The following is a 13,356-nucleotide window of genomic DNA, read 5'->3' on the forward strand; positions in this document are numbered from 1 at the left end:
GCATAAAGTGAAACGGAAACTTAGCTGGTTAAACGTTCGTCGCAATTTATTTGCACGGCACACTGCAAAAGAGTGGTTGGTAACAAAGAGGTACATTATAGCTGTCCTCCATTGCCAAGTAGTGCGTTGATAGCCGTCAACATGTTCGGTTGATTTTTAAGGGCCTGCATCATTTGTAGCGCGGCAAGAATATCAGTGCTGTTATTGCTCTGATGTTCGGTTGGCACTATGATTTGCTCTATTGATTGTTCTCCCTCATCAAACGCTCGATTAAACGCTTTTCCCAACTTGTCGGCATGGTCGTCGGCATCAACATCAATCCAACGGGCATAGTGTTTACGAATCACCTCAGTGTCCCTGTGGCCCATCTGCTTGGCGATATAGTTCTCGTTAATGCCTGCGGTCAAAGCTTGACTTGCGAACGTGTGACGCACTTGCCCTGGCCCTCGGTGCTCTATACCCAGTTCAGCAAGCGCTGGCGTAAGAAAGGTTTTGGCGAACTGCTTGTCATCAATGAAAGCGCGATTCGTCTTTGAATTGATGAAAACGGGTATTATTGTTTCTGAGCGAAAGCTCTTGTTGTCTGCGAGCAGTATTTTGACTTTAAAGGACCTCTTGTTGCCTGTCAGGTCATGCAATTCTCTCAGCATTGCAATGGCATGCTGGTTTAAGTCAACGCACCGAACCGAGCCTTCGGTTTTGGGTACTCGATAACCATCCGAAGATTTTGCCCATTTCACCCAAAGCTTCATCTGTTCAAAGCTAATGCAGCACCAACTCAATCCAAGGAGTTCAGAAATTCGCAATCCAGTCATGGCACCGATTCCGACAAGGAGCCGAGCGATTCGACATAACTTTCTATCGTTTAAAATGGCCTTAATATCACTGAGTGTGAATGGGTTCGGCTCCTTGGTTGTCGTTTTGAAATTGTGAATGTTCGCCATTGGGTTTTTCGTTATTAACCCATTGGCTTCAGCACTGGAAAAAATGGCACGCAAAATAGTGAAATGTTCATTCAACGTTTTATTGGACCAAAAACGATGCTGTTTGTTTATCCATCGTTGTATACGCTCTTCGTTGATAGTTTTAACATTGAACTGGCCAAATGCAGCCTTCAAATTGTTGGCTCGCGCTCGGTTTGAGCGAAACGTTTTCGGCGCTTGTGTATGTTTTTTGCTGTCTAAATAGATTTGTACTCGTTGGTTAAAATTTGGCATTAGCTTGCCCTTACTTTAATGCACAACTCCCTCTGAATGTGCGTTTATGTAAAGTCAGAATATCAACGAGAACTCAACCGTCAAATATGTAAATGCTTATATTTCAACATCTTAAATTAGCACCAGTAAATAATCACTCTTCAAAGCTCTGATTTATATGAGAAACAATTGAGCACAGAAAATCGCATTTTTTTGAAAAAAATTTCAAATTCAACTCAAATCACAACCGAAATTGGTTTACCGGCCCCACTAACTCGCTCAACGACAAGCATTTACCATAGCGACCGAAAGTGAGGTTGGTATACGAATGGCCAACAATCTGAGCAACCACATGCTCAGGCACATCGGCTTTCTTCAACTCATCAATAAATGTATGTCGCATCCCATACAGAGTGGGACGCTGTTTTGCTTTCCATCCCATAGCCGTCTGAATCTTGCCAAACTTAGTACAAAGCTGTTTGCTCCAATCCAAATCGGGCCCTAGCGGTTTGAAGTCAAATAGCTGCGATTGGGTACTGGCCTTGCGCTTTGAAAGCCATTTTTGAAGTTGACCATCACGCAATACTGCGTGATGAATCGGAACCATTCGCTTTGAGTTCACGTTCTTGAGGTGCTGCTTATCGGACTCTTGGCAAATATTGAGGTATGGTACTTCCGCATCCAAAATGACATCATCCATACTTAACTGACAAATTTCAGCAGGTCGAGTCCCGTGATGTAAAATCATTGAAATTGCCAACTGTATTTGTTCTTCTGCTTGTTGAAAGTGAGCATCAGAGAAAAGACGCTTCAAGTCCTTCGAACCCCATCTTTCTCGCTCTTCACTTGGTCTCTTCAACGCTTTCGGCAACTCAACGCCAGAGAATGGATTAGTGAGTACGATGTCTCGTGAAACACACCACTTGAAGAATTGACTGATTGCAGCAAGGTATTCACGATTGGTTTTATTACTTCTCCCATCACGTAATAATTCATCCACATACCGATTAGCCACCGCCAAACTCACTTCTTGAACGGTATTTACGGCCATTTTGGCAATGAAGTATTCACAACGCTTTTGGAGTTGTGACAAGGAAAGGTGGGTGAGATTTTGCAATTTCTTGGACTCGATGAAGCTCTCCAATATTTGGCTAATTGAGCCTTTATCTATAGGGGGCGACACCTTTCTCGGTTGAGATTTACGGGGTTGGATTGGGACAAATGGTGAATCAAAACAGTCTCTTACCTCACCAATAATATCGGAAACTTGTTGATTAAATTCGTCAGGGGAGAGGCTATTGGATGTGTTGTGAACGATAGGGTGCAATTTGGCAACGATCAGCGCATTGCGATAGTTGGCTATGTGACGCTCTTTGGTTAATAGCGAGGCTTTGATGTCAAAAGGAAACCCTCTGATTTTTAGGGCTTTCGGTAAACAAAGGCGAGTGTAGTAAGTGCCGGATGGCGATTTGAATAAGTACATTGTCTCAGTCAATCCTATTTGATTGAGCAAGTGCACCCAGATACAAAAAAAGCTGTTGATAATCAACAGCTTTTTTTGTTTGAATGTGGCGGAGAGATAGGGATTTGAACCCTAGATACGCTATTAACGTATGCCGGTTTTCAAGACCGGTGCTTTCAACCACTCAGCCATCTCTCCGTGTGGGGCGCATAGTATAGCGGTTGGTTGGGCTTGTAAACCCCTATAAAAACTGTTTGCTTTATTTGTGAGCGGTTAGAACGAGTATTTCACACCAACACGGAAACGAGGCTCGTAAGAGTCTTTACCGTCTCTTGCGTCATCGGTGTTTTGTGCGACCATACCGAGCTCACCAAATGGGCGCCAGCCGTGATCAAAGCCTGAGTACTCACCTGTAAAGTTCACTAGGTTGAGATAGTTGTTGTCGCCTTTGTAGCCTTTGCTGTCCGATTGTTCGAATTTACCTTCGATATCGATACCAAAGCCAAAGTCGCCCATTTTGTAGCCAGACGTGAGGTTCAACTGGTTGTAGTGGCTTGAATCACTGCTTTTTGATTCGTTTTTGTAACCGTAACGGTAGCGAAGTGCCACGTTCCAATCACTGGTAATCTTTTGTGTACCGCGTAGATCGAATTTATGTGTTGCGGCAGAAGAGCTTGCGTCAATGGCGTAGGCAGGCTGTAACGTAAAGCTATCGGTGACTTTGTAGTTGTAGCTGACTTTGGTCTCATGGCCCACGTCTTTCAGTTTAGACAGGTCGAAGCTGTCATCGCCGTAACCCCATTTTACTTCTGCGCTCAAGCCAATACCGTTGTCGAATCCATGCGAAATGGCGAGTCGGTCACGATGTCTCGCGTCCATATCGCCTTCAGAAGCAATGTACTCATGACGTAGGTTCAGTGTCGTTGCATTCACTGCTGTTGCGGTTAGGCCAAGTAGGATGGCGGTGGTTAGGATCTTCTTCATCTAGAAACGCCTTTGTAGCTGTAGTTTTGATGGCGGCTAATGTAGTGATCTTTCTTAATAAAATGAACATTAAAATACTCAAATCGTGATCTATGAAACGATGTTTTATTTTGATGGGAATAACGTTTAAATTTTGTAAATTATTCGATGTTTTGCTTTTGTTATTTATTTTTATGCCCTAAAAATAAAATCATTCATCATCCCGATGTATCCTTTTCCTTGTGTTATTTTATTTATTTGATTTGAATCAATTTTATCCTTACCAAATCAGTTTCTGATGATTTTTTAGGATTAATAATCCATGTTTTCTATCTTATGTGGCTTTTGTCTCTGCTTTTTCGCTGTATTTAGCGTATTTTTGGACAGTTATTCTGATGTGTGAGATTGGCGCTTAGGTACCGTTTTTTGTAAAAATTTACAGTTCGCTTGTTTTAAAAAATGAAAATAGAACTGCGTTTCACATTTTTTGTGTGTATATCATTAAAAATGTTATTTAAGATCACAATTACATTTTTTCGACGTGAAATCCCTCACAGAGTTGCGTTAAATGAATAGTGAAGCCAGCAGGCGTATTGCTAAGGGAAGTGTCTAACCGGCTGGCATATAACTCTAAAGAGGACGAGAAAATGTATGAAAATCGTAAGCTTGGATTGGCGTACCTGTCTCCCTATATCATCGGGTTGATAGTGTTTACCGCCTTTCCATTTGTGTCATCATTTTTGATGAGCTTCACCGATTACGATCTCATGAATTCGCCTGAATTCGTTGGGATTGAGAACTATCGGTACATGCTCACTGAAGATGATGTGTTCTGGAAGTCAATGAGCGTTACATTCTTGTACGTTTTCTTGACCATCCCAGTCAAACTGGCGTTCGCGTTGTTCATAGCTTTTATCCTGAATTTTAAACTCAAAGGAATTGGCTTTTTCAGAACCGCGTACTACATCCCTTCCATTCTAGGTTCAAGTATCGCTATTGCCGTACTGTGGCGCGCGTTGTTCGCTATAGACGGTGTGCTCAATGGTGCGCTTGGCTTCTTTGGTGTGGAGCCTATCAGCTGGTTAGGTGAACCGGCATTTGCACTCTTCTCCATCACTTTGCTACGTGCTTGGCAGTTTGGTTCTGCGATGGTTATTTTCCTCGCGGCGCTACAAAACGTGCCTCAGTCTCAATACGAGGCGGCGTTGATTGATGGTGCGAGCAAATGGCAAATGTTCTTGAAAGTGACGGTGCCACTGATCACGCCGGTTATCTTCTTTAACTTCATTATGCAAACCACTCAGGCGTTCCAAGAGTTTACCGCTCCGTACGTGATTACCGGTGGCGGACCAATGAAGTCCACTTATTTAATCTCTCTCTACATCTACGAAACCGCGTTCAAGTTCTTTGACATGGGTTACGGCAGTGCTTTGGCTTGGTCATTGTTTGTTGTTGTGGCCATCTTTACGGGCATTACGTTCCGTTCATCGAAGTACTGGGTCTTCTACTCTGGCGATAAGGGAGGGAAATAATCATGTCAGTTATTACGGTTGAAAATCAAGCGGTTGACAATGGTGCAGAGAATGCACGCACGATTCGCCGCGAAAAAATCAATGCCTTTATTCGCTATGTTGTGTTGATTGGTGTGGGCTTTTTGATGCTCTACCCACTGCTGTGGATGTTCACGGCAGCCATGAAGCCCAACCATGAAATTTTCTCGTCGATGAGCCTTATCCCCTCTGAATGGAGTCTGGAAGGGTTTATCAATGGCTGGAAAACAGGGACTGAATTTACCTTCGGTCACTACATCTTAAACACGTTCTATTATGTGCTACCAAAAGTATTCTTTACGGTTGTCTCTTCGACCATCGTGGCCTACGGCTTCGCTCGATTTGACATCCCGTGGAAGAAGTTCTGGTTTGCGACATTGATTGCGACCGTGTTACTCCCTCAATCGGTTCTGCTTATTCCTCAATACGTGATGTTCCGTGAGATGGGTCTGCTCGATAGCTACTTACCGCTGTACTTGCCTTTGGCATTTGCAACGCAAGGCTTCTTCGTTTTCATGTTGGTTCAGTTCCTTCGCGGCGTACCAACAGATATGGAAGAGGCAGCGATGATCGATGGCTGTAATTCACTTCAGGTACTTTGGCATGTTGTCGTACCGGTGATTCGTCCTGCGATTATCTCGGTAGCGCTGTTCCAGTTCATGTGGTCGGTTAACGATTTCTTGGGTCCACTGATTTATGTCTCAAGTGTCGAAAAATACCCGATTGCACTGGCTCTGAAGATGTCAATTGACGTCACTGAAGGGGCGAAGTGGAACGAAATTCTAGCAATGGCTTCTATCGCCATCATCCCATCCATCGTGGTGTTCTTCATGTCTCAAAAATACTTTGTTGAAGGCGTCACCAGTAGCGGTATTAAAGGTTAATTTGGAGTAAGAACAATGGCTGAAGTGAAATTTAAAAAGCTAGAGAAAGTATATTCAAACGGTTTCAAGGCGGTACACGGTGTCGACTTGACCATCAAAGACGGTGAGTTCCTCGTCATCGTTGGGCCATCTGGCTGCGCGAAATCAACCACGCTACGCATGTTGGCGGGCTTGGAAAACATCACCGGTGGTGAAGTCACCATTGGCGGCAAAGTGGTCAACAACTTGGCACCCAAAGATCGCGGCATTGCGATGGTGTTCCAAAACTACGCCCTTTACCCACACATGACAGTAAAAGAGAACTTGGGTTTTGGTCTTAAGTTGCAAAAGCTGCCCAAAGACGAAATCGAAGCGCGCGTTAATGAAGCAGCCAAAATCTTGGAGATTGAAGAGTTGCTCGACCGCTTACCGCGTCAGTTGTCAGGGGGCCAAGCACAGCGTGTGGCAGTAGGCCGCGCTATCGTGAAAAAGCCGGACGTATTCTTGTTTGACGAGCCACTGTCAAACCTAGATGCCAAGCTTCGCGCGTCAATGCGTGTGCGCATCTCGGATCTGCACCGTCACCTTAAGAAAGAGGGCAGCTCTGCGACGGCGGTTTACGTGACGCACGACCAAACCGAAGCAATGACCATGGGCGATCGCATCTGTGTGATGAAGCTGGGTGAGATCATGCAAGTCGATACACCGGATGAGCTCTACAACAACCCCGTCAATATGTTTGTGGCTGGCTTTATCGGTGCACCTGAGATGAACTTACGTGATGTTCAACTGCACGATGAAGAAGATGGCTTGTACGTGGCGATAGGCGACCAGCGTTTGAAACTACCACAAGCGAAAGCGGAGCAAATTCGCTCACACAAATGTGAGAAAGCGGTGCTCGGTATTCGCCCAGACAGTATTACCTTGCAGATGGCTGAAGATGATGCTCTACCGACGATCACAGGCGATGTGGTGCGTATGGAGAACATGGGCCATGAGGTGTTTGTGTACTTTAGAGTGAATAATCAAGAATTTACCGCTCGTGTGCCGATTGACGATGTGAAAGACAAGCTGGGCATGGAAACGCGCAGTAACGTCAAATTCGTTGTTGATATGCAAAAAGCGCACATCTTTAACAAAGAAACTGAACAGAACATTTCTTTATTACGATAATAATTGGAGAAACATCCATGAACAAAAAGGTACTGACTACTCTTATCGCGTCGGCGATTGCCGCCACCTCTGCACCGTCTTTTGCTGACGTTGAACTGCGTATGTCTTGGTGGGGCGGTAACTCACGCCACCAAGCGACGTTGGAAGCGATTGAGAAGTTCCAACAAAAATACCCAGACATCAAGGTCAAAGCAGAATACACAGGTTGGGATGGTCACTTGTCTCGCTTGACCACACAGATCGCGGGTAACACTGAACCTGATGTGATGCAAACCAACTGGAACTGGCTGCCTATCTTCTCTCGTGATGGCGGTGGTTTCTACGACATGAGCCAAAAGGCGGATGCGCTGCACATTGCGAACTTCCCGAAAACTGCGATGGACATGACCACAGTTAACGGAAAAATCAACGGCTTACCAGTCAGTATGACGTCCCGCGTGTTCTACTACAACAAGCAGAAGTGGGAGCAAGCTGGGGTGGATTACCCAACTAACTGGGACGAGTTGATGGCTGCGGGTAAAGCGTTTGAGAAAAACCTCGGCGCGGATCACTACCCACTGGTTATTGAAGCGCGCGACGTATTTGCGATGAACCGCTCTTACATGCTGCAAACCACGGGTAAAGACATCATCAGCGCTGAGACCAACATGCTCAACTACGACCAAAAAGAGATGGAAGCCTTCTTCCAGCTTTATGTGGATCAGGTCAGCAATCACGTGTTCCCATCAACCAAAGAGTTCGCTTCGTACGGTAAAGGCAACTTGTATGAAATGCGCCCTTGGATTGACGGTCGCTTCGGTGGTCTATACATGTGGGATACAGCTATCGCGAAATACACCGCCAACCTTGATCCTTCAATGACATTGGAGCTAGCGCCTTACCCAATGGCGCCGGGTGCAACTGACTCAGGTCTGTTGGCGCGTCCTTCGATGATGTTCTCGATTGGTCGTAACACTAAGCACCCAGAAGAAGCGGCGAAATTGGTCGACTTCTTGCTAAACGATCCTGTGGGTGTTGAGGCGCTAGGTCTCGCTCGTGGTATTCCATTGAGCACCGCTGGCCTTACAACGTTGGATGCCAAAGGCGAAATCGACCAAGAAAGCTTGTCTTACCTAGGTTACTTGCAAGCGCAATCGTTGCCAAAAGAAGTGCTGCCAACCACATACACAGACAACGCTCAGTTGATGGAGCTGTTTAGTGAAGTGATGCAAAAACTGGATTACGGCCAAACTGATGCGTCTGGTGCTGCCAAAGACTTCCTACGTCGCGGCGACCGCATCTTGAAACGCATGGCGAAGTAATCGCTAGAGTAGGGCGCGAAGTCAGATGGCTTCGCGCCTTTTTTCTTTTGGTCAACTTTTTCGGTTAATAAGGACCTGTCTATTAAGGATTCTCTATGACGGACACTGCCAATCGTCGCACCTTTCGCCCCTATATTGATCTGTTTTATGCCCGTAGTGTAGAGCTAGGGAAGCACCCCCAGACGGGCCTGATGGCCGACGGCCTGGATGTCACCACCTTACAGCCTGTGATGTGGACCTACCCCGACGGGCGCCAAGCCCCAATGAGCAACTTTGCCAGCCAACAAAATCTGATGCGCGGATACATCGGCTACAGTATGCTCATCGGTGATAATCACTACTTTACGCACGCCAGCGAACTGAGCGAAAGCATCTTGACCCGTTACCACGACAAACCCAGTGGATTACTGCATTGGGGGGGGCATCGATTTGTCGATTGGGCCAGTGGTGCTATTGAAGGCCCGGCAAGCAAAGAGTGTGTCCACGAACTTAAAAACCACTTCCCATTTTACGATTTGATGTATCAGGCCGAGCCGGCGGTGACTGAGCGCTATTTGAGTGGTTTTTGGGCGTCACACGTGATGGATTGGGACAAATGCGATCTCACTCGCCATGGCGAATATGGCCGAGAGCAACCGGAATCGATATTTTCCCGCCATACGCCTAAAGACGCCGTTGATGCGAGCGCATGGCCTACGTTGCCGGAAACGGTCGGGCTGACGTTTGTCAATGCCTCAACCGATCTGATTTACGCCGCGTGTCACGTCTATCGCTACACGCACGACCAAGCGGCGCTGACTTGGGCTAAGCACCTCTATCGACAATTTGTGCTCGCCCGTCATCCAAAGACCCGCATGCCTGTCTATCAATTCTCTTCACCCTTGCAGCGAGAGCCTGTGCCTGAGGATGATCGTTTGACCTACTCTTGGTTTGGCGATCGCGCGCGGCGTCAATTCGGACCTGAGTTTGGCCCTATTGCGCTTGAAGCCAATGCGCTGTTTCGTGATTGCTGGGCGCTGGTGGTGGATAATCCGCTGGCTCTGTTAGCTTGCCCTGAAGTGTGTGAAGACAAAGAGTGGCTTGGCTGGATCATTGATGGCATTGAGGGCTACTTTACTCACGCTTGGGATGAGGCAACCAATCAAATGAAGCCGTGCTGGGCTGATGGGACCGACTTAACGGGCTATCAGTTTGTGCGAGATGGCTACTATGGCGACAAAGGCACCACATTAGCGCGTCGTGATGCCGATCCTGCCTACTTATTGACGCTGACGCGCGCCTATCGAGCCAGCCAAAACGAGCGTGTTGAGCGCCTATTAAAACGCATGCTGACGCGCTTTGAACTCGCCCGTTTTGAGTCCTCAGCAGGGCCCTTGATTGAGGTAGCTAGCGAGACGTCACTCTGTTCGAGCTACTTGCTATTGGCGCTGATAGAGATGCACTACATCGACGGCGATCATCGTTGGTTGACGTTAGCAGACAGCGCGGCAACGCAACTGATTGAGCAGCATTGGCACAGCGAAAGTGGCTTGTTTGTTGCCAATAAAGCGGTCAAGTACGCCCGTTTTGACGACCCGATTCCCTATGCGCTGCTTTGTCTTGAAGCGGCGCATCAGGGGATTTACGATGAACTGCCTACTTTGGTTTCAAGCGGTGGCTACTTGCATGGCGATCGTCAAATGGGTGATCAGGTGCACGTCGTCTATGACCGAGATGTCATCTATGGTGAGCGTCACAATGAGATGGCGATGACGGCGCAATAACCGTCAATCTTGCAGCCCTTCGTTAGCTGAAGGGCTGCTGCGGTTTCCAGCCAAGTTCGCTGTGCTCGTCAATCTCACGCTGTTGCTGCGGCAGTGCGTGAGCGCCTTCACCTCGATTACCTACCAATTCAAATCGACTTTGCTCTGGGGTAAACCACGCTCGCTTGCCGTCTCGACCGCGGCCACTCATGGATGTCCAATCGCTGACATGTTCGCCAAGTTCACACTCTACGTAGGCACAATGCCCAATAGCATTCGGGTCGGCGTAATGGCCATCAGAGAAGTGCGTGGTGGGGTGCCAAGGGCGGCCGAGTGCATAGCTGCCTTTGGGGACGTCAGCTTCGGCATCGATAACGCAGCGGTAGAAGACCAAACCCAGGGGCACACAATGAGGCGTGCTCGGCGCAGCGATGTAACCCCATAGCGCGTCCTTGGGTCTGTCACTTCTGGCGCGGCAAGTGATTTGGCACTGTTCAAATAAAGCGCTACCGCCACCAAAGATAAAATCAATGCAGCCTAAAATATGACATGTTGAGAAGTAGCTGCGTCCTGCGCTCATGTACAGGGTGTCGTGATAACTATCGAGTATCAGATCGTGGCCAATGAAATAGTCAGCGTGATGGCCAACCAATAGGGCGACGGATTGGGTGTGCGTGAGTTTACTGGGATCACTATCGTTTTTCGCTTGGTTGGCAATAAAGTCGAACGAGTTGCGAATCGTGAGATGAGCCAATGTGCAGTGCTGGTTATCGACGATGACGACGCGGCTACCGTAGGTGCCGCCTATAGAGCCATCGTCCAACACCATTTGATTGGCGATCTTACTGTCGATCACGGTTTCACGTGCGCATTCACCGACTAGCGATACATTGGCGCGTGCAATCGTCAGCCGCTCTGAGTAGTGGCCTTTGCGAATAAAAATCCGGTAGGGAGCATCATTTTCGGGGGCGGCCTCGATTGCCGCTTGAATAGAGGTAAAATCAGCGCTACCTGCGCTATCGACGATGGCATGGTATTGAGTCATAGCAAATCCATAAAATGAACCATTGGTTTATTTTATGGATTTTGATACTGAGGTTCTGTGATGCGTCGCCGTATAAACGAGAAAGGGCTCATCCGAAGATGAGCCCTTTAGGGATAAATGGTCGGACTGACTGGATTTGAACCAGCGACCCCTGACACCCCATGACAGTGCGCTACCAAGCTGCGCTACAGTCCGATTCGCTTAATTTACCATATTCAACGTAAGCGTCAATTATAACATTATGATTTAGTTGCTCTTTGTATAAAATCTCTGCAATTCGGTTAAACCTTGCATTAACACCGGCAGTGTAGGGTTGTCGTCTTGTAATCGCTGGTAGTTTGCATCGTACAATTTGTAGTTGCCGAACTTGTCGATCACCGTGGTGTTTTTGTTGGTAATCAGGGCTAACTCACGCGAATCACCGGCTAAAATCCATTTGCGAGAACGCTCATCAAACAAATTGCGACCACTGCTAAAGTCACTTGGGTTTGACGATACCCCTAACATGTCTTGCAGCAGCGTCACCGAGAAGTCGAGGTGGCTGGTGCGGTGAGTAAAGGTGGCCGCGACCTTACCTGGCCAATGGATCACCATCGGCACCTGAAGTTGGTATCGGCTGTAATTACTGTTCGCGCCCCAACTGTTGGTCTGGGTTTCATTGAACTCTGCGCCGTGGTTTGAGGTGATCACCACAATGGTGTCTTCCTCGAGACCTAGGGTATCGAGCGCGTCAATCAGCAGCGCGACTTGTTTGTCGGCGTGCTGAACGGATTTGTGGTAACCGGCGATGAGCTTTTCCGTCGAGGTTTGTTTGTCGTTGTTGTCACTGCTGTAAGCACTGAAGTTTTCGACAGGGGTGAGCTCAACGTAGCTAAACCAAGGTGACTTTTTCTGCTCTTGTACCCAAGTTGCCCATGCGTTAATGGTTTGCTCTTCGGCAGAGTGATCAGAATCGAAGGCAACGCCGTGGAAGTTCATACCGCGGAAAACGGTTTCGCCGTACAGCGCATCATCGAAGTTATCACTACTGAATAGGCCAAATTGGTACTCTTTGTCGACCAACGTATCAATCACAATCGGCTTGGAACCCTGCGCTTTAATGCTGCTGGCGTAGCTACTCGGTAGACCATAAAACAGACCAAACACACCAAAGGTGTCATTACTTGAGCTGTAGTGATTGGTAAAGTTCAGGTTTTGCGCGGCGAATTGCGCCGTCGCTGGCATCAACTGCTCATTCAAAGCATCGCCTCTGAGGTTGTTGACGCTCACCACCAATACGTTCAACTGGTTGGCGCGGCGATTGAACTCCAGTGGCTCAAGCGGGTAGCTGACCAGTTGGTTGCTGGTTTGGTTGTTCTCTAGGCGTTTGAGATATTGCTCTCGGTCCAGTAAGCCGTGTTTCTCCATAAAGGATTTAGCGGTCATCGGGTAGGAGAGCGGGAAGTTCGCGCGTTGAGAGGTGATCGGATTGTAGAAATACGCATCCGCCCACACATAAATTAAGTGGCTAGTGATGAAGCTGATAAAGAACAGCGCCGAAATTGGGCGGCCGACGTGCTTATGAGAGAGTTTACGCTGCTTGCGCCACACCCATTCAGATAACGCCAATTGGAGCAAAAAGATGAGCGGTAACACCACAAACAAATGTTGCAAATCGGCACTGAGGGCAGAGGAGCTGTCATCGTTGAACAGCACTTCCCACACCACGGGCGTTAAATGCAAATTGATGGTCTGGTACGCTTGAGTGTCAATCAGCAATACGGTGAGTCCCACCGTTGCAAAACAGACCGCCACCAGGCGGAACAGTTTGCGTGACGGAAGGACAAACGTCAGCGGAAAGAGAACAAGGAGATACAGGGCAAATACGAGGAAGCCAAAATGCCCGACCCAAGAAACGGCCAGATAAAATTGACCGAGCAAAGTCTCAGGCCATGGTGATTGAGTGATATAACGGGTACCAATCAACATCGCAGCGATGATGTTGAAAAACGCAAACCAGTGACCCCAGCCGACGAGACGCGATACGCGCTCACCATATGTATTTCCGTTATCTACCATGTA

Annotated in this window: 10 protein-coding genes and 2 tRNA genes; 5 read left to right on the plus strand and 7 right to left on the minus strand. The window is 47.6% G+C overall.

Annotated elements, in window-relative coordinates; genetic code table 11:
* Positions 1-95: 95 nt before the first annotated feature.
* The 4 genes from AC6R03_RS04395 to AC6R03_RS04410 all read right to left on the minus strand — a co-directional run bounded on the left by AC6R03_RS04395 (position 96) and on the right by AC6R03_RS04410 (position 3,642).
* Positions 96-1,217, minus strand: coding sequence for a tyrosine-type recombinase/integrase (locus tag AC6R03_RS04395; protein WP_500632244.1), 1,122 nt, complete (start codon positions 1,215-1,217; stop codon positions 96-98).
* A 220-nt stretch (positions 1,218-1,437) separates the two neighbouring features.
* Complete coding sequence (locus AC6R03_RS04400; RefSeq protein WP_500632243.1) at positions 1,438-2,679, minus strand: tyrosine-type recombinase/integrase; 1,242 nt, start codon at positions 2,677-2,679, stop codon at positions 1,438-1,440.
* Positions 2,680-2,765: 86 nt separating this feature from the next.
* A tRNA-Ser gene (locus AC6R03_RS04405) sits at positions 2,766-2,856 on the minus strand.
* Between the two features lie 75 nt (positions 2,857-2,931).
* A complete protein-coding gene (locus AC6R03_RS04410) occupies positions 2,932-3,642 on the minus strand; it encodes an oligogalacturonate-specific porin KdgM family protein (RefSeq protein WP_500632242.1) in 711 nt (236 codons plus the stop codon).
* A 626-nt stretch (positions 3,643-4,268) separates the two neighbouring features.
* On the opposite strand from AC6R03_RS04410, the gene AC6R03_RS04415 reads away from it, so the two are divergent.
* The 5 genes from AC6R03_RS04415 to AC6R03_RS04435 all read left to right on the plus strand — a co-directional run bounded on the left by AC6R03_RS04415 (position 4,269) and on the right by AC6R03_RS04435 (position 10,271).
* Positions 4,269-5,153: a carbohydrate ABC transporter permease gene (locus AC6R03_RS04415; RefSeq protein ID WP_334552657.1), complete on the plus strand. Its 885-nt coding sequence runs from the start codon at positions 4,269-4,271 to the stop codon at positions 5,151-5,153.
* A 2-nt stretch (positions 5,154-5,155) separates the two neighbouring features.
* Complete coding sequence (locus AC6R03_RS04420; protein WP_334552655.1) at positions 5,156-6,055, plus strand: carbohydrate ABC transporter permease; 900 nt, start codon at positions 5,156-5,158, stop codon at positions 6,053-6,055.
* A gap of 15 nt (positions 6,056-6,070) precedes the next feature.
* The gene (locus AC6R03_RS04425) at positions 6,071-7,207 is read left to right on the plus strand and encodes an ABC transporter ATP-binding protein (RefSeq protein ID WP_500632241.1); all 1,137 of its coding nucleotides are present in this window, start codon (positions 6,071-6,073) and stop codon (positions 7,205-7,207) included.
* Between the two features lie 17 nt (positions 7,208-7,224).
* The gene (locus tag AC6R03_RS04430) at positions 7,225-8,508 is read left to right on the plus strand and encodes an ABC transporter substrate-binding protein (RefSeq protein WP_500632240.1); all 1,284 of its coding nucleotides are present in this window, start codon (positions 7,225-7,227) and stop codon (positions 8,506-8,508) included.
* A gap of 95 nt (positions 8,509-8,603) precedes the next feature.
* The gene (locus tag AC6R03_RS04435; protein WP_500632239.1) at positions 8,604-10,271 is read left to right on the plus strand and encodes a pectate lyase; all 1,668 of its coding nucleotides are present in this window, start codon (positions 8,604-8,606) and stop codon (positions 10,269-10,271) included.
* 22 nt (positions 10,272-10,293) lie between these two features.
* Here the strand turns inward: AC6R03_RS04435 and AC6R03_RS04440 are convergent, their stop codons facing one another.
* The 3 genes from AC6R03_RS04440 to AC6R03_RS04450 all read right to left on the minus strand — a co-directional run bounded on the left by AC6R03_RS04440 (position 10,294) and on the right by AC6R03_RS04450 (position 13,353).
* Positions 10,294-11,295: a pectinesterase family protein gene (locus tag AC6R03_RS04440; protein WP_500632238.1), complete on the minus strand. Its 1,002-nt coding sequence runs from the start codon at positions 11,293-11,295 to the stop codon at positions 10,294-10,296.
* Between the two features lie 118 nt (positions 11,296-11,413).
* Positions 11,414-11,490, minus strand: a tRNA-Pro gene (locus tag AC6R03_RS04445).
* Positions 11,491-11,541: 51 nt separating this feature from the next.
* Positions 11,542-13,353, minus strand: coding sequence for a DUF3413 domain-containing protein (locus tag AC6R03_RS04450; RefSeq protein WP_500632237.1), 1,812 nt, complete (start codon positions 13,351-13,353; stop codon positions 11,542-11,544).
* Positions 13,354-13,356: the final 3 nt, after the last annotated feature.

The sequence above is a fragment of the Vibrio sp. R10-SG-ISO4 genome (genome assembly GCF_059834135.1).

Excerpts from the sequence above, each read along its gene's own strand:
- AC6R03_RS04395 (WP_500632244.1), bottom strand. The coding sequence starts at position 1,217 with ATGCCAAATTTTAACCAACGAGTACAAATCTATTTAGACAGCAAAAAA.
- AC6R03_RS04420 (WP_334552655.1), top strand. The coding sequence starts at position 5,156 with ATGTCAGTTATTACGGTTGAAAATCAAGCGGTTGACAATGGTGCAGAG.
- AC6R03_RS04435 (WP_500632239.1), top strand. The coding sequence starts at position 8,604 with ATGACGGACACTGCCAATCGTCGCACCTTTCGCCCCTATATTGATCTG.
- AC6R03_RS04425 (WP_500632241.1), top strand. The coding sequence starts at position 6,071 with ATGGCTGAAGTGAAATTTAAAAAGCTAGAGAAAGTATATTCAAACGGT.
- AC6R03_RS04415 (WP_334552657.1), top strand. The coding sequence starts at position 4,269 with ATGTATGAAAATCGTAAGCTTGGATTGGCGTACCTGTCTCCCTATATC.
- AC6R03_RS04410 (WP_500632242.1), bottom strand. The coding sequence starts at position 3,642 with ATGAAGAAGATCCTAACCACCGCCATCCTACTTGGCCTAACCGCAACA.
- AC6R03_RS04430 (WP_500632240.1), top strand. The coding sequence starts at position 7,225 with ATGAACAAAAAGGTACTGACTACTCTTATCGCGTCGGCGATTGCCGCC.
- AC6R03_RS04440 (WP_500632238.1), bottom strand. The coding sequence starts at position 11,295 with ATGACTCAATACCATGCCATCGTCGATAGCGCAGGTAGCGCTGATTTT.
- AC6R03_RS04450 (WP_500632237.1), bottom strand. The coding sequence starts at position 13,353 with ATGGTAGATAACGGAAATACATATGGTGAGCGCGTATCGCGTCTCGTC.
- AC6R03_RS04400 (WP_500632243.1), bottom strand. The coding sequence starts at position 2,679 with ATGTACTTATTCAAATCGCCATCCGGCACTTACTACACTCGCCTTTGT.